At 63.4% G+C, this 16,292-nt stretch carries 11 protein-coding genes; 9 read left to right on the top strand and 2 right to left on the bottom strand.

From position 1 onward, the window contains the following. Positions 1-180: 180 nt before the first annotated feature. From FJY73_07675 to FJY73_07700, 6 genes are all read left to right on the top strand, one after another. Entirely contained in the window at positions 181-561 is a 381-nt protein-coding gene (locus tag FJY73_07675; protein MBM3320539.1) for a hypothetical protein, read from the top strand. An 83-nt stretch (positions 562-644) separates the two neighbouring features. Beyond that, entirely contained in the window at positions 645-950 is a 306-nt protein-coding gene (locus tag FJY73_07680) for a hypothetical protein (GenBank protein ID MBM3320540.1), read from the top strand. A 1-nt stretch (position 951) separates the two neighbouring features. Beyond that, complete coding sequence (locus tag FJY73_07685; GenBank protein MBM3320541.1) at positions 952-1,929, top strand: NAD(P)H-dependent oxidoreductase subunit E; 978 nt, start codon at positions 952-954, stop codon at positions 1,927-1,929. Between the two features lie 41 nt (positions 1,930-1,970). After that, on the top strand, positions 1,971-5,153 hold the full coding sequence (locus tag FJY73_07690; protein ID MBM3320542.1) for an FAD-dependent oxidoreductase: 3,183 nt from the start codon (positions 1,971-1,973) through the stop codon (positions 5,151-5,153). Then, positions 5,150-5,896 (top strand): (2Fe-2S)-binding protein, encoded by a 747-nt coding sequence (locus FJY73_07695; GenBank protein ID MBM3320543.1) that lies wholly within the window; start codon positions 5,150-5,152, stop codon positions 5,894-5,896. Before FJY73_07690 ends, FJY73_07695 begins: the two co-directional genes overlap by 4 nt. After that, positions 5,874-7,466 carry an FMN-binding glutamate synthase family protein gene (locus tag FJY73_07700; protein MBM3320544.1) on the top strand — a complete coding sequence of 531 codons (1,593 nt, stop codon included), beginning with the start codon at positions 5,874-5,876 and terminating at the stop codon, positions 7,464-7,466. The genes FJY73_07695 and FJY73_07700 overlap by 23 nt, the downstream gene beginning before the upstream one ends. 200 nt (positions 7,467-7,666) lie before the next feature. Here the strand turns inward: FJY73_07700 and FJY73_07705 are convergent, their stop codons facing one another. After that, positions 7,667-10,705 carry a C39 family peptidase gene (locus FJY73_07705; GenBank protein MBM3320545.1) on the bottom strand — a complete coding sequence of 1,013 codons (3,039 nt, stop codon included), beginning with the start codon at positions 10,703-10,705 and terminating at the stop codon, positions 7,667-7,669. A gap of 526 nt (positions 10,706-11,231) precedes the next feature. Then, positions 11,232-13,277: a T9SS type A sorting domain-containing protein gene (locus FJY73_07710; GenBank protein ID MBM3320546.1), complete on the bottom strand. Its 2,046-nt coding sequence runs from the start codon at positions 13,275-13,277 to the stop codon at positions 11,232-11,234. A gap of 219 nt (positions 13,278-13,496) precedes the next feature. On the opposite strand from FJY73_07710, the gene ugpC reads away from it, so the two are divergent. From ugpC to FJY73_07725, 3 genes are all read left to right on the top strand, one after another. Beyond that, on the top strand, positions 13,497-14,576 hold the full coding sequence (ugpC, locus tag FJY73_07715; GenBank protein MBM3320547.1) for a sn-glycerol-3-phosphate ABC transporter ATP-binding protein UgpC: 1,080 nt from the start codon (positions 13,497-13,499) through the stop codon (positions 14,574-14,576). Positions 14,577-14,605: 29 nt separating this feature from the next. Next, positions 14,606-15,841: an extracellular solute-binding protein gene (locus FJY73_07720; protein MBM3320548.1), complete on the top strand. Its 1,236-nt coding sequence runs from the start codon at positions 14,606-14,608 to the stop codon at positions 15,839-15,841. A gap of 1 nt (position 15,842) precedes the next feature. Next, positions 15,843-16,292, top strand: a 450-nt coding sequence (locus FJY73_07725; protein MBM3320549.1) for a sugar ABC transporter permease, incomplete at its 3' end; no start/stop codon positions are given.

The following is a 16,292-nucleotide window of genomic DNA, read 5'->3' on the forward strand; positions in this document are numbered from 1 at the left end:
CCCGTTCCTCTGTTCGTTCGATCTCATAACACCATGTAAAACAATACGTTATGGCGCTTTGTTGTTTCGCGTCGCGGCGAGGTGCGGCGGCGAACGGCTGGCATACCCCTTGCCCTATTCATCGGCCGAGGCCGGACCCGCGCGGGATCGGCCCGGATGACAAAACCGGAGGTGAGGAAGATGTCTCCCACGAAGACGAAGATCCCGAAGACGAAGACGCGAAGGAGCCCCGCCGCGCGAGGAAAACGAGAGGTTCGCGAGGAACGACCGGTCCTCGGCGGGAGCGGCCTCTGCGCCACCTGCGCGAGCGCGGCCACATGCACGTTCCCGAGAAGCCCCGGTCTCCCGGTCCGCTTCTGCGAGGAGTTCGACGGCTACGGCGAGAGCCTCCCGGCCGCGGAGAAGTCCCGAGTCGCGCCGTCTCTCGCCTCGATCGAGGCCCCGGAGAGCGCTTGGCCGGTGGGGGAGATGAAGGGGCTTTGCCGGACGTGCGTGCGGCTGGAAGGATGCACCTACCCGAAGTCGGCAGAGGGGGTGTGGTTCTGCGAGGAGTTTCGGTAGGTCCGCGAAAGAGAACGGGGATCGCGGTCCCCTCCGGTCGCCGGTCCCGCGCCGGCGGCCGGCCGAAGGATGCGGAAGACTCGATGGAGACATCTCGTCCTCTGGGGATCTGCTCGACCTGCGACAACGCCGAGACATGTTCTTACCTGAAGCTTTTCGGCCCTCCTCTCTTGTACTGCGACGAGCACGAAGGAGTGTTGGGCTGTGTGGAGGAGCGCGTGGGGTTCCTCGAGGGTTCTTCGTCGAAAGAAGAGAAAGAGGCTCGTCCGCCATGCCCGCAAGGAGCGGAAACCGAATACAAGGGCCTCTGCAAGAACTGCGCGATCCGCGCGACCTGCACCTATCCCAAGCCGGAGGGAGGCGTGTGGCACTGCGAGGAGTACTGCTGAAATGAACCGAGCGGAGAAAGGCGAGGAGGCGCTCCTTTCCGACAAGATGGAAGGGTTGTGCGCGACGTGTCTCCATCTGGAGACCTGCGAGTACTTGAAGTCGTTCGGTTCCCCGCGCTTCGAGTGCGACGAGTTCGAGGGGATTCACCCGAGCGCGCTCGCGGGGATCATCGACAAGTTCGGATCGTCGCACGGGGGGATCATCTCGATCCTCGAGGCGGTTCAGGCGAAGTACGGCTATCTTCCGCGGCACGCGCTCAACCTGACCGCCGAACGGACAGGCCGTCCCCTCGTCGACATCTACGGCGTGGCGACCTTCTACAAATCGTTCAGCCTGAAGCCGCGGGGGAAACACCTCCTTTCGGTCTGCCTCGGAACCGCGTGCCATGTGCGCGGCGCGCAGGCGGTCGCCCGGGAGTTCGAGGAGCATCTGAACGTCAAGGCCGGCGACACAACAGCGGACAAGGAGTTCACGCTCCATACGGTGAACTGTCTCGGGGCGTGCGCTCTCGGCCCGGTCGCCGTTGTCGACGGCCATTACTTCTCGAAGGTGAACGCGTCCAAGGTGCGGTCGATCATCGACAAGACCAAGACCGGTTTGGACGCGGTCGACGCCCAGACAGACATTCGCGTCTTCCCGCTCGAGACCAGCTGCCCGCGGTGCAACCACAGCTTCATGGATCCCGAGAGACTTCTCGACGGGCATCCGTCGATTCGAGTGACAGTGGCCTTCGCCGACAAGCATGGGTGGCTGAGGCTGTCGAGTCTCTACGGCAGCTACTCGGTCGAATCGGAGGACCCGATTCCGAAGGACACGATCGTGAACTTCTTCTGTCCGCATTGTCATGCGGAGATCGCGGGCGCGACGCTCTGCACGGATTGCGGCGCGCCGATGGTGGCGATGATCGTGCGCGGAGGCGGGATGCTCCAGATCTGTTCGCGCCGCGGCTGCAAGAACCATATGTTCGATCTGATCTGACGGAACCCGGCGGGCGATCGCCGGCCGGCGGAGGTGGCAGCATGCCGAGATTGGCCTCGATCGATGAGCTCAAGAGACTGCGCGAAATCCTCCGCCACGACGCGGATGAGAAGAAGCCTCGCGTGGTCGTGTGCGCCGGGACCGCGTGCCAGGCGAGCGGCTCGAACGGCATCATACGGGTGGCCAAACGCGCCATCATGTCGCGGGGGATCCAAGACAAGATCGCTCTGTCGATCACGGGGTGCCACGGCTTCTGCGAGATGGGTCCGTTCGTGCTCGTGGAACCATCCGATGTGTTCTACTCGCAGGTCCGATTGGAGGATGTCCCGCGGATCATCGATGCCGCCCTTGCGGGGGAGCGCATTGATGACCTGGTCTACCACGATCCCCAATCGGGCCAGAAGTACTTCCGTCGGGAGGACATTCCGTTCTTCAAGCATCAGCAACGGAGTCTTCTGGGGATCGGGCAGAAGGTCGATCCGATTCGAATCAACAACTACATCAGGGAGGAAGGATACGCCGCTCTCGAGAAGGTGCTGGCGAGCGGGAGCCCGCAGTGGGTGGTGGAGGAAGTCAAGAAGTCGGGGCTCCGCGGGCGAGGGGGCGGCGGGTTTCCCACGGGGAGAAAATGGGAGCTGCTCGCGGCAGAGCCGGCCGGCGGCGGCAAGTACCTCGTGTGCAACGCCGACGAGGGGGATCCGGGCGCCTACATGGACCGGAGCATCCTCGAGGGGAATCCCCACAGCATCATCGAGGGGATGATCATCGGGGCCTACGGAACGGGGGCCACGAAGGGGATCGTCTATGTGCGAAACGAATACCCGCTCGCGATCAAGCATCTGGTCATCGCACTCCGGCAAGCCCGCGAATACGGGCTCTTGGGCAAGGAGATCCTGGGCGCGGCGTTCTCGTTCGACATCGACATCGTCAAGGGAGCGGGCGCATTCGTGTGCGGAGAAGAAACCGCGCTGATCCGATCGATCGAGGGAAAGATCGGCGAGCCCCGCCAGCGGCCGCCGTTCCCTGTTCAGAGAGGCATCGACGGGAGGCCGACCGCGATCAACAACGTCGAGACCTGGGCGAACATCCCCCTCATCCTCAGGCGCGGGGCCGATGAGTTCGCGAAGATCGGCACCAAAGGCAATTCCGGAACGAAGATCTTCAGCCTCGTCGGAAAGATCAAGAACACGGGTCTCGTGGAAGTCCCGATGGGAACCACGATCCGGACGATCGTCTACGAGATCGGAGGGGGACCTTCCGGCAGGGCGAAGATCAAGGCCGTTCAGACGGGAGGACCGTCGGGCGGTTGCATTCCCGCGGACAAGTTCGACCTCCCCATCGACTACGACAGCCTGGCGGATGCGGGGACCATCATGGGATCCGGCGGGATGATCGTCATGGACGAGAACACGTGCATGGTCGATGTGGCGAAGTACTTCATGAGCTTCCTGAAGGATGAATCGTGCGGGAAGTGCTTCACGTGCCGCAAGGGGACGCAGCGGATGCACGAGATTCTCGAGGACATCGCCTCGGGAAAGGGAACGCTCGAACACCTCGACCTTCTGGAGGAGTTGGCGCACGTGGTGAAGGACACCACGATGTGCGGGCTCGGACAGACGGCGCCGAACCCGGTGCTCAGCACGCTCCGGTACTTCCGCGAGGAATACCTGCGGCATGTCGTCGACAAAAAGTGCGACGCGTTCGTCTGCCGGCCGCTCGTCGGGGCTCCTTGCCAGGCCGCGTGTCCTCTCGGGACGGAGGCTTGGCGCTATGTCGCGCACATCGGCCGCGGCGAGTACGAGGAAGCCTACCGCGCGATCCGGGAAACGAACCCGTTCCCTTCGGTCTGCGCGCGAGTTTGCCACCATCCGTGCGAGGAACGGTGCGTGGCGGGCGCGACCGGGGGGGATGCGGTGGCGATCCGCGCCCTGAAGCGCTTCATCACCGATCGCACCGACCCTTCGATCTGCAGGCCGGCTCCGGCGGCTTGGGAGAAGGGCGAACCGCCCCGCGTCGCCATCGTCGGCTCCGGTCCCGCCGGGATCACCGCCGCCCACTATCTCTCTCTCCGAGGCTACAAGGTCACCGTGTACGAGGCGGAAGACAGGCCGGGCGGCATGCTCTACTGCGCGATCCCGCCCTACCGCCTGCCGAGGGAGGTCATCGAGAAGGAGATCCACGCGCTCCTCAATGAGAACATCCGCATCGAGTGCGGGGTCGCTCTCGGGCGCGACATCGACGTGGACGGGCTGATCAAGGACGGCTACAGTGCCGTGCTTCTCGCGATCGGCGCGCACAGGAGCGTTCCCCTTCGACTGGAAGGCGAGAACGTCGCGGGCGTCTATCCGTCGATCGAGTTCTTGAAGGCCTTCAACCTGCACGGGGCGAAGCCGGCGAAGGGCCGCGTCGGCGTGATCGGCGGAGGGAACTCCGCAGTGGACGCCGCCCGAACGGCGCTCCGATTGGACGGCGTCGACAGCGTCACGATTCTCTACCGGCGAACGCGAGACGAGATGCCCGCGTTCGCGGAGGAGATCGAGGCGGCTGAGCAAGAAGGAATCGCGATCCAGACGCTCGTCACGCCTTGTCGGGTGCTTTCGGAAAGCGGCCGGCTCACGGGCGTCGAGTGCGTTCGAAACGAGCTCGGGGAAGTCGACTCGAGCGGGAGGCGGCGCCCGGTTCCTCTTCCAGGAACCGAGCACACGATCGCTTTGGATACCCTAGTCGTCGCCATCGGCGAGGACTCGGGTGCCGACACGATCTCCCCCGCTCTTTCGAGCGGAGTGGAGATCACCAAGAGGAACACGGTGCGCGTCGATTCGAAAACGCTCCTCACCAACCGGTCCGGCGTCTTCGCTGCGGGCGATCTCGTGACCGGACCGAACACCGTGGTGGAGGCCATCGCCGCGGGGAAGAAGGCGGCGGTCATGATCGATCGCTATGTTCGGGGCGCGGACCTTCTCGAGCCCGCGCTGCCGGTCCTTCCGAGCATCTACATCGAGCCGGCAACTCCCGCCGGAGAGGACGCGGAGGAGGGCGGACGGACGGAGACGCCTCGCGCGGCCGCGGAATGGCGGAAGAGAAACTTCGCCGAGGTGGAGGTGTCGCTCTCCGCGGAGGAAGCGCGCCGCGAGGCGTGTCGGTGTCTTCGCTGCGACCTCGAGTTCACTCGGCCGAAGGAGGAGGAGGAATCGGTGTCCGAAGCCAGGAGGCAATACGCGTGATCACGCTGAACATCAACGGCTTGTCGGTATCGGTGGAGAAGGGCACGACCCTCCTGGAGGTTTCCCGTTTCTACGGCTTTCCGATACCGACCTTGTGCCACATGGAGGGGCTTTCGCCGTACGGAGCGTGCCGGCTTTGCGTGGTCGAGATCGGCGAGGGTCCGAGAGCGAAGCTGGTTACCTCCTGTACCTACCTGGCCGAGGAGGGGCTGAAGGTGAGAACGTCGTCGGCCCGCGTCTTGCGGGCCCGAAAGATCATCCTCGAGCTTCTCTTGGCCTCTTGTCCGCAGTCGAAGGTCATCCAAGATCTGGCTTCCGCGCACAACATCCGCCGGCAGCGTTTCCGGCAGGAACATGAGGACTGCATCCTGTGCGGGCTGTGCGTGCGGATGTGCCAGGAACAAATGGTGGCGGGAGCGATCGGTTTCCGCGGCCGCGGCGAAGGCCGCACCATCGGAACGCCGTTCGACATTCGATCCGAGGTTTGCCGGCTGTGCGGGGGATGCATCTACGTCTGCCCGGCCTGCCAGCTCCGCTGCACGTATACCGATCCGGACAAGGCGATCTGCGGCGGGTGCGCGAACTTGAGTCCTCCCTGTATCGATAAAGGGCCTTTCGATGACATGATGTGCTACATGGAACCTTGCGTTGCCTGCGAAATCACCGCGGCGTCCAAGAAACCGGAAACCGGCCGAGAGAAGGAAAGAAAGGGAGCAGGAGATGCAATCGAAGACACTCTCTAGGATCAACTCGTCCGCCGCGACGCTGACGAAGAACAGGACGGAGGAGTCGATCACTCCCTCCTCGGGCATGTGCGTGACCTGCGTGGACGGGTGCATCGGGATGTGCGAGATCGGCAAGTCCGCGTACCGGGGGCATGAGGTGATCTACCCGCAGCCCTTCGGCGTCATCACGACGGCGGCCGAGAAGTTCTATCCGGTCGATTATTCGCACTTCAACATTATGGGGACCGCGGTGGGCGCCCACGGGATCGAGGCGGACAGCGACAAGGCGATCTTCCCGAACGTCAGCCTCGAGGTGGTCTTCGGGCACGACCGGGGGATCAAGTTCCGCTATCCGTGGATCATCCCGGGGATCGGCTCCACCGACGTGGCGAAGAACAACTGGGACGGGTTGGCGATCGGTTCGGCGATCGCCGGAACGGGCCTTACCATCGGTGAGAACGTCGCCGGGATGGATCCCGAGTCGGTGATCAAGAACGGACGGGTCGTCGACACGGTGGATCTCAAACGGCGTGTGCGCCTCTACCAGGATCACCAGCGCGACGGCTACGGCGCCATCATCGTGCAGGCGAACGTGGAGGACACGCGTCTCGGCGCGCAGGAATACGCGATTCGGGAGCTCGGTGTCCAGATCGTGGAGCTCAAGTGGGGGCAGGGGGCGAAGAACATCGGTGGAGAGGTCAAGATCCGCAATCTCAAGAAGGCGCAGATGCTTCACGAGCGCGGCTACGTCGTCCTTCCGAACCCGACCGATCCCCTCGTCATCAAGGCGTTCGAGCGCGGATCGTTCAAGGAGTTCGAGCGGCATTCCCGAGTCGGCATGGTCGAGGAGGAATCGTTCGGGAAGCGAGTCGAGGAGCTCCGCAAGGCCGGCGCCAAGTACATCTTCCTGAAGACCGGCGCGTATCGTCCGGCCGATCTCGCGCGGGCGATCAAGTTCGCCTCCAAGTTCAAGCTGGATCTCCTCACGGTCGACGCGGCCGGAGGCGGAACCGGGATGAGCCCGTGGCGCATGATGAACGAATGGGGCATTCCCCCCGTCGAGCTGCACTCGCTTCTCTACCAGTACGCCTCGAAGCTCGCCGCCAAGAAGGAACACCTTCCCGCTCTCGCGGTGGCCAGCGGGTTCACGTTCGAGGACGCCATCTTCAAGGGCCTGGCCCTCGGCGCGCCGTTCGTGAAGCTCGTCGGGATGGCGCGCTCGCCGATCGCCGCGGTCATGGTGGGGAAGACGTTGGGACGGGCGATCGAGGAGAACCAGGTCCCCGTCTACGTCGAGCGCTTCGGCAACACGAAGGACGAGATCTTCGTTACGGCGGCCGATCTCCGAAAGGAACTCGGAGACGACGAGTTCGAGAAGCTGCCGACCGGAGCGATCGGGCTCTACACGTACTACGAGCGGCTCGCGCAGGGGCTCCGGCAGATCATGTGCGGCGCGCGGAAGTTCTCCCTGGAGCACATCTCGAGGGACGATCTCGTGGCGCTCACGCCGGAGGCGGCAAGGGTGAGCGGGCTCGAGTACGTGATGGACGCGGATGGGGAGGAGGTCGAGAAGATCTTGAAGAGCTGAGCCGCGCCGGCGGCTCTCGTTTGAAACGGATCCGCGATGGTCGGGGGCCTCTCCCAGTTCCGTGTGGGAACCCTTGACGCAAAGGCTCGCGAGGGCCCCCGCCATCCGGCCGTTCCGATCAGGGACGGGATCTCGATCGGCCGATTGCGGCCGAAGCATTGAACGAGAAGGGGGAGAGCGAACCCCGAAAGCAGGCGGCGCTATCGCACAAGCAACACCCGCTTCACGTCACGGCTGACGGGAGTGCTACAGGAGACGAAGTAGACACCGGGCGCCGACTTCTCCCCCGAGGAACTCCGTCCGTCCCATGACCACTCATGGATGCCTGGACCATACTCTCCGCTCGCCAATGTTCGAACACGACGGCCCGCCAAGTTAAACACTTCAAGGATGAGATCCGTGGACCAAGGTATGGAGACAGCGAACCGGGTCTCCGAAACGAAGGGCGCAGGGTGTGGAGTGGAGAGGAAGAACGAGCCGCCGGTCGTGGGGATCTCGGGCCGAGTCGCGACCGACGTCGACACGCCTTTGGCTCGGTAGTAGATCTCACTGTTCGAGTCCCGCAGGTCGGTCCAAACGACCGAGACGTAGTCGGCGACACCGGCCGCCACCGTCGGCAGCCGGGAACTCCCCGGGGCAGCACTCATGCGCAACGGATCGCTCCAGCCTCGGTCTTCCGAATGAACCAGATAGACCTCGGGCTCTCCGTAGCGGTAGTCCTCCCATGCTACGCAAACGACACCCGACCCGCTGACGGCAACCGAGGGCGAGGCGGCTTCTTCTAGACCCGTGATCAACTCCTCCGCCGCTTGCCAAGCGGATCCGTCATAGCGTGCGTAGAAGATGTCACCGCCCAGATTCTCCCCGTCCTGCCACACGACATGAACCGTTCCTCCAGGGCCCGCCGCGACGACCGGATTCCTCGAGAAGGAAATATCCGATGAAAGAACAACAGCACTCGACCACGATATCCCGTTCCAGCTTCTGTAGCGGATTCTCTCCGTTTCGAGGGATGCCGACTCGCGCTCATACACCAGATGAAGAAGACCGTCCGTTCCCCACGCGAGGGAGGGGCGGTACGATTCCTTCAGTGCGGAGTTGTCCGGTGCCGTCGGGCTGGACCATCCCGTGTCATCCAGGAACGAGAAATACACGACGAAGCTCGTGTTGCCGGCCGCCTGACGCTCCCACGCGACATAGACCTCTCCGCCTCCGGCTGCGATCACGGGCGCACAATCGTCCATATAGTAATTCGTGACTCTCTCGTCTTCCGACCACCCTTCCGGCCCCATGCTCTTGTAGTAGATCTCCTGATTTCCGTCCCGCGTGTCCACCCAAGCCACGTGAAGCCGACCATCCTCATCCACCGCAACGGCGGGAGCATCAGAGAACGCGCCGTCGTAGGTCAGCCTTGTCTCTTCTTCCCACTCAAGGCCCTGACGCGACCGGTAGTAGATCTCGCTATTACCGTCCCGCGTGTCCGCCCAGACCACGTGGGTGGTCCCCTCGAGGTCGATCGCCATCGCGCGCCCGCCGGGAGGACAGGTTCCTGAGCTGGCGGGATTGTTCGTGAGCCTCGTCTCGTTCTCCCAGCCCGCAAGGCGAACCGGACCGACGCTCACGACCGAATGCCCTCGCCCACCGATGCTGTCCGTGAAGGTCGAGTAGGAATAGGAGGAACCCGTCATGACACCCCGAGCTCGAAAGCCGATGTCATGATCTCCGGAGGACACGGCGACAACAGACCAATAGACCGTCGCGCTGTCGCCTGATGCCAGGTTGGGAAGGGACTGCGTCGGAGTGCCGCTCGCCAGAACGAGTCCTTCCGGGAGACGGATTGTCGCCGCGCAACCGGTGCAGAGATCCATACCGTCCAGCGGTTCGCGACCCGGATATCGGACGGTCAGGTTGACGGTGAGGGTGTCGCCTTCGTCGGCAACCGAGGGCGAGCTCGGCCGCAGCGTCCAAGGGCCCGCGACCATCGCCCAGCACCAGCTCCAGGTCCTCCAGAGATCCTCCACGAAGACGGACTGATCCACCAGCCAGTTGGGGCCTGACACCGACCCGGAATACCATGGGTCGTGGATAATAAAGACATCCAGATTATCGTCATACCCTTTCACCACGCGGAAGTGACCGGCGGTATGAGCCGTGCTGTACCATGTGCAGACGAAGACTGGGTCGTTCTGGGAAACAAGGGTTTTCAGATCGTCGTAGGAGCCGGGATCGTCACCCCAAGAGTAATCTGTGCACGCATAGCCGAGGAGCCGCTCCGGATAGCCACGAAGGTTCGGGTCTTGTATCGCCGTGCTCATGCCGCTGAAGTGAGCCGCCCGATCCATGTCGCTCGAATAGCACCCCACGTTGACGACATCGTTCGCCACATCGCTGATGGGGTTCTGCGGAATCTCCTCGCCCCAATAGTCCATGATCATCTGAAGAGCCGCAGGGCCGCAAAACCAGTCGGTGATCTGATAATGATAGGGAACGCCGGCGATGTTGTATGCCTGGGGAAGAACGGCTTGCTTGTGAAGGCGAGGTTTTTCCGCCGGGGTTTTCTCGCGGGCCATCCTTCCGTCGGAGACGAACCCCTCGCGCTCCGGATCACTCGGCGTGACCGCCCGCTCCGCCGAGAAATCGAAGGACGAAAGAACGGGCGCCTCCTCGCGGTCGGCGTCGATGAGCCATCGGCTTCCGTCGGGCGATTCAAACGACCAATAGAGGTGTTTGTCGCATCCCTCGATCAAGAGGCCGTCGCTCCGAGGGCTCTGCGCTCCCAAGGCGCGCGCTTTCTCCAAGGCCCTCTCCCGCGCCCGGCTTTGCGTAACGCCCGGGAAGTCGGCGGACGGAGGCGAGAAAGTCGCCCAGAGCCACCGCCCGCTCTCGGCATCGACGGCGACGAGCGCGAGAAGAGACCCGTGGTGAGAACGAACCGGGACCACCGAGTAGACCGGGATCTTCGTCACGGGATGATGGACCAGGTACGAGTCGTCCAAGACCGAGTTCTGGATACTCTGGAGATCTACTAGGTCTTGGCGGCCGGAAGAGACCACTCGGTCGAGGAAGTCCCGCGAGGCGGCCAGGCTCCGTTCCTTGTCGAGGATCTCCGCTCCGAAGAGACACGAGGGAGAACTCGCAAGGAACGCCGCCGCGATCCCAACGGGGAGCAGCAGTTGCCAAAAGGGAAACGAAAGGACCTTTCGCGAGCGGTCAACGACTCTGCCCGGGCTCTGTCTCATGGATCATCCCCCTCGATTTCGTGTCCGAATCGAACCGAACGTCCCCGCGGCCGGCCTGTTCCTCGTGATCGACACCGGTTGTAGTTTGATGAACCTCGGCGCGTTGTCTTCTCCACGCGCGGTCGGATGCGCTTGATCCTGGAACACACAGAAGTCTACCACAAGTCAACGTTCCATGCAATTGCATTAGGCAGGATGGCACATCCGGCACTCGGCCCGTTTCTGCCGTCAGGTTACCGGGCTCTTTCCGTTCGGCAGCCCGGGACCGATGGCCGAACCAAGAGTTGACCATCGATTTCGTCGTCTTGGGTTCAATCCTCCAAATCATCCGGACAACCCGGATAGATTACAGACGCGACGAAGGCGGGGTGTCATGGATCCATCGATGGATCCGGACGCCCGGTTCACCGCCTCCTTTTCGTTTCTTGCCGAATTGCTTCGTGCCGGAGCGTGTCTCCCCTACCAAGAGCGAGGGGCTCAGACCTTCGGTCCGAGCCCCTCGAACGGAACGCTCCGCCGCGCGGTACTACCGCACGAGGACCATCTTTCGGGTCATCTCGCGGCCGTCCGCCTTGAGGCGATAGAAGTAGACGCCGCTTCGGACCGCCGCCCCGGAGTCGTCGGTTCCGTCCCACGGGACCGCTCGGTCGCCGACGTACGAACCGGCGGCGAGCTCGCCCAGGAGAAGACCGCGAACGAGGCGCCCGCTCACATCGTAGACCGAAAGATCGACGAACGCGTCTGCGGGGAGCGTGAACTCGATCGCCGTGTTCGGGTTGAACGGGTTCGGGACGTTGGCGAGCAGCTCCGCTTTTCCGGCCGCGGGGACGTAACCGCCGCCGATTCCCTGCACGATGCTGCAGTAGTCCCACACGAAGACGTCCATCACGATCGGGTTCGTCGTCGAGAAGAGCGTGTCGTTCAGGTAGACATTGCGGTTCGACTGCTCGAAGCACTCGTAGTTGAAGAGCGTGTCCGGAAGCTGCTTCCAGAGGAACTTGAAGTCCACGTTCTTCAGGGTGCCGGTCGGGAACGTGAGTCGAGTGGAGAAGACCCCGTCGTCCGCGGTCGAGTCGGGAAGAACGCCGTCGTCCTTAAGGCGGTTCGCCGGCGGAACATCCCAATTCAGAGGCGCCTGGCTTCCGTTGACGCCGATCGAATCGACGTCGGAATCCCACTGGATGTTCCAGTGTTTGACGAAGAAGACGACGTCGATGTTCTTGTCCGTGAAGTCGACGGGCGCGAGGTTGTCCCACCAGATGTCGAGCGTATCGATCGCGTACGTCCCGTCCAGCGTGTAGACGTGGTTCCCGATGCTCTCCCACGTCGCGCACTGGTGCGTGAACTTGTACTCGAGTGTGACCGTGTCCGTGACGCCGTCCGTGCACGTGTGCATGAAGACGAACCGGCCGACGTAGATCGAATCTCCTTCCGGATCGGCGAGAAGGTCGTCGCAGGTCGGGTCCCACGTAAGCGGTGAAATGCTCCCCTCGATCGCCACCGTGTCGGGATCCGGCGCGGCGGAGTTCGTCCGCAGATAGACGTTCATGTTCGCCCGGACGAGGAGCTGGGTTAGGTAAAACTTGTGGACGTTGGTGGTGTTGTTGTCGACGATTGTGTTCAACGCGCGGTCCTTGACGTTCACCGCCTCGAGGGTGAGACACGATCCGAGACCCATGTCCGCGCTCAGCGTGAGAAGCACTTGGGAGCTGTCCCCGTGGAGCTTCGCGCCATTCACGGTCACGCCGGTGACCGTGTAGTTGGCGGGAGTCTGCGCGCTCGTCGGATCGAGCGGTTCGCTGAAGACCGCGATCAGCGTGTCCCGGTTGCTCTCGATGATGTACGCGTCCTCCAACCTCGGCGGCGTGGTGTCTCCGCCGCTTTGCCGCGTCACCATCGTCGAGACGAGAACGGTCGCCGTGTCATCCCAGTTCGCGGCGTTCCAGTCGTCCGCCGGATCGTTCGACGTGTCCTGCGCGGGCGGGTTCCCGACCTCGCCGGTCGACCAAACCTCGACCCAGATCGTCGAGGGATCGCCGATTCGCGAGCGGGCGAGCTTGTACTCGATTCCGGAGACCGCGCCGGCGGAAAGAGCCGCCCCGTCGGCGCCTCCCGACATCGACCAGGACGCCGTCCCCTGATTCCAGACCCAGAACTGCGTGTCTTCAGGGCCGTAGGGGGCCGCGTTGACCCACGTGTTCAAGCTGTACTCGATCTTGTGGGGGTCGGCGGCCTTGGTCTTGCGCGCCCACGCGTCCGATGTCGCGCCGTTCGCGTCGTTGGTGACATCGATGTAGAGAAGGTACTTGCCCCAGTTGGTCGTGCTCAGGTTCTCGTTGACCGTGAAGAGGAAGTACCAGAAGTTGTTGTCGTTGCAGACATATAGGTTCAGCATGTCCATCGCTTTGAGGTTGTTCCAGTGGTCCCCCGCCGGGTCGGACGCTTCGGGACTTCCATAGACCGCGTCCACGACGCCGTCCAGCGTCGGGGTTCCGAAGCCTTCCGCGAAGACGCTTCCGACCGCGAGGGCCGTCGCGAGGAGAGAGGCGAGGATCGCATGCGCACGCTTCATCGAGCTTCCTCCATCTTGAGGGTTGGGGAGACGGACCACACCGCGCCGCTTAGTCGGGCGGATTGCTAAATTATTATAGCACAGCGCGCGCCCGGAATCCAGTCGGTCGGCGGTCCTCGAAACGGTTGACCGGCAGGCCCGCCTTTCGAGAGAATGGAACGCCGGAATCCAGGAGGGCCGATCCCGCTCGAGCGCGCGAAGAGCCTGGAGGAAGCGACATTGGCCGGAATCGTCCTGAAGAGCCTCGTCAAGAGCTACGGCAAGGGGAAGCCGGTTCTCAAGGGAATCGATCTCGAGATCGGGGACCGGGAGTTCATGGTCCTCGTGGGGCCGTCGGGTTGCGGGAAATCGACGGTTCTGCGCGTCATCAGCGGCCTCGAGGAGGTCGACTCCGGCGAGATCTCCATCGGCGGGCGGCGCGTCAACGGGGTCCCGCCCCGCGAGAGGGACGTGGCGATGGTTTTCCAAAACTACGCCCTCTACCCGCACATGACCGCCTACGACAACATCGCGTTCGGTCTTCGCGTCCGCGGCTTGCCGAAGAGGGAAATCGACGGTCTCGTACGAGAGGCGGCGGGGATCCTGAACATCGAGCCCCTTCTCGAGAAGCTTCCGAAGCATCTCTCGGGCGGCGAAAGGCAGCGCGTCGCGCTCGGCCGCGCGATCGTGCGGAAACCGAAAGCCTTCCTGTTCGACGAGCCTCTCTCCAACTTGGACGCGAAGCTTCGCGTGCAGATGCGCGCCGAGATCTCCGCCCTTCACCGGAGACTTCGAATCACGACCGTCTACGTGACTCACGATCAGGTCGAGGCGATGACGATGGGCGAGAGGATCACGGTGATCCGCGCGGGGGAGATCCAGCAGATCGCGCAGCCGCTCGGCCTCTATCAGCGCCCCGCGAACCGTTTCGTCGCCGAGTTCATCGGCTCGCCTCCGATGAACACTTTCCCCGCCCGATGGGAGGCGGAAGGTTTCCGCATCTCGGGGATTCCGATCGATTGGTGGAACGGAGCGGTCCCGCTTCCCGATGCGCTCCGCGGAAAGGATCTTCTCCTCGGGATCCGCCCGGAGCACATCGAGGTCGACAAGGAAGGAAAGGGCCTTCCGGCGGAGATCGATCTCGTGGAGCCGATGGGCGGGGAGTCGAACATTTATCTTACAGTTAAAGGAAAGAGGGCGATCGCGCGCGCGGGTCCGGACGCGCCCTTCCGCGCGGGGGACCGGGTCGTGATCCGCTTCCCGATCGACCGCGCCCACTTCTTCGACGGCGAAACCGAGAGGCGGATCGAGAAAGCCTGAAGGCACGAGGCGCGGAGAGGAGGGAGGAAGTGATCGGAAACGGCGGGATGATTCGGTCGGGTCTGTTTCTTCTCCTCGCGGCGATTCTCGCCGGATGCGGCGGAGGGGCGGACGAGATCGTTCTCTGGGAGATGATGGATCCACAGGAGCGCGTGGTTCTCGAAGAGCTTCTCGCTGCGTACAACGAGGCGCACCCGGACGTCCGAGTCACGCACACGAACATCGGGAACGAACAGCTCCGCACGCAGTACCTCACCGCCACGATGGGCGGCGGGGGGCCGGATCTCGTCTTCGGGCCTGCGGACAACGCGGGTCCCTACGCCATCGCCGGCGGCGTCGCCGCGATCGACGAGGTCTTCCCGCGCGAGTTCTTGGAAGAGTTCCTCCCGATCTCGTTCGACACACTTCGCGGCCACATCTGGATGCTCCCCGCGCAGGTGGGAAACCACCTTTGCCTGCTCTACAATCGCGCGCTTCTCCCCGAGCCTCCCGCCACGCTCGAAGAAATGGTCCGCATGGGCGAGGCGCTCACCAAGGACCTCAACGGCGACGGAACGCCCGACCAGTACGGACTTGTTTTCGATCTCAAGGAACCGTTCTGGCTCATCCCCTACGTGGGGGCTTTCGGCGGATGGGTCATGGACGCCTCGTACCGCCCGACATTGGATACGCCGGCGATGGTCGACGCGCTCCGGTTCCTCCATGATCTCAAGGCGAATCGGAAGGCGATGCCCCGCGAGTGCACGTACCAGCTCGCCGACACGATCTTTAAGGAAGGGAAGGCGGCCATGTCGGTGAACGGGCATTGGTCGTGGGGCGGCTACGACGAGGCGGGGATCGACTTCGGAATCGCCCTGATCCCGAGGAGCGAGGCGACCGGACTCTGGCCGACGCCGATGATCTCGAGCCGCGGGTACTACCTCAACGTGAACCTCAAGGGAGAGCGACGCGATCGGGCGATCGACGTGATGAAGTTCCTCACCTCGCGGGAGACGCAAGTTCTCTTCGCCGAGCGTCTCTGGGTGATCCCGAGCCGCACGAACGCGTTCGAGGATCCCGCCGTTCAAAAGATCGAGCGGATCACCGCCTCCTTCCGCCAGTACGAGAAGGGGAAGCGGATGCCGGTCGTTCCCGAGATGCGAGCGATTTGGGACGCGATGCGTCCCGCCTATCAAAACGTGCTGAACGGAGAGCAGTCCCCCGAGGACGCGGCCCGCGCGATGCAGCAGGACGCGGAGCGGAAGATTCGGGAGATGCGGGACTAGCATGGCCTCTCTGCGGCGCCGATCCGCTCTCCCCTATCTCTTCCTCGCGCCGGCCGGCCTCGTCATGCTCTTCGTCGTTCTCTATCCGTTCCTCTACAACGTCGTGATCGCCTTCTCGAACATGAGCCTCTACCGTCTTCGCGATTGGAGTTTCGTCGGCTTCGATCACTTCCGCACGATCGTTCGCGAGCCGGCGATCTACTCGGTCCTCTTGAAAACCGTCGTTTGGACGACGGTGAACGTCGTGTCGCATCTCGTCTTCGGGGTCGGGCTCGCGCTTCTTCTCAACCAGGAGATCCGCGGGCGCGCGATCTATCGCGCGCTCCTCATCCTTCCGTGGGCGATGCCGCAGTACATCACCGCGCTCACGTGGCGGGGAATGTTCAACTACGAGTACGGAGCGATCAACCTGATGCTCCGCGGGCTTCACCTGCCGCCGGTGCCGTGGCTC

It is taken from the genome of Candidatus Eisenbacteria bacterium, assembly GCA_016867715.1.
Lineage (GTDB): Bacteria > Orphanbacterota > Orphanbacteria > Orphanbacterales > Orphanbacteraceae > VGIW01.

What these genes read in the sequence shown, in the direction of transcription:
- FJY73_07675 (MBM3320539.1), top strand. Translation starts at nt 181, where the DNA reads ATGTCTCCCACGAAGACGAAGATCCCGAAGACGAAGACGCGAAGGAGC.
- FJY73_07680 (MBM3320540.1), top strand. Translation starts at nt 645, where the DNA reads ATGGAGACATCTCGTCCTCTGGGGATCTGCTCGACCTGCGACAACGCC.
- FJY73_07685 (MBM3320541.1), top strand. Translation starts at nt 952, where the DNA reads ATGAACCGAGCGGAGAAAGGCGAGGAGGCGCTCCTTTCCGACAAGATG.
- FJY73_07690 (MBM3320542.1), top strand. Translation starts at nt 1,971, where the DNA reads ATGCCGAGATTGGCCTCGATCGATGAGCTCAAGAGACTGCGCGAAATC.
- FJY73_07700 (MBM3320544.1), top strand. Translation starts at nt 5,874, where the DNA reads ATGCAATCGAAGACACTCTCTAGGATCAACTCGTCCGCCGCGACGCTG.
- FJY73_07705 (MBM3320545.1), bottom strand. Translation starts at nt 10,705, where the DNA reads ATGAGACAGAGCCCGGGCAGAGTCGTTGACCGCTCGCGAAAGGTCCTT.
- FJY73_07710 (MBM3320546.1), bottom strand. Translation starts at nt 13,277, where the DNA reads ATGAAGCGTGCGCATGCGATCCTCGCCTCTCTCCTCGCGACGGCCCTC.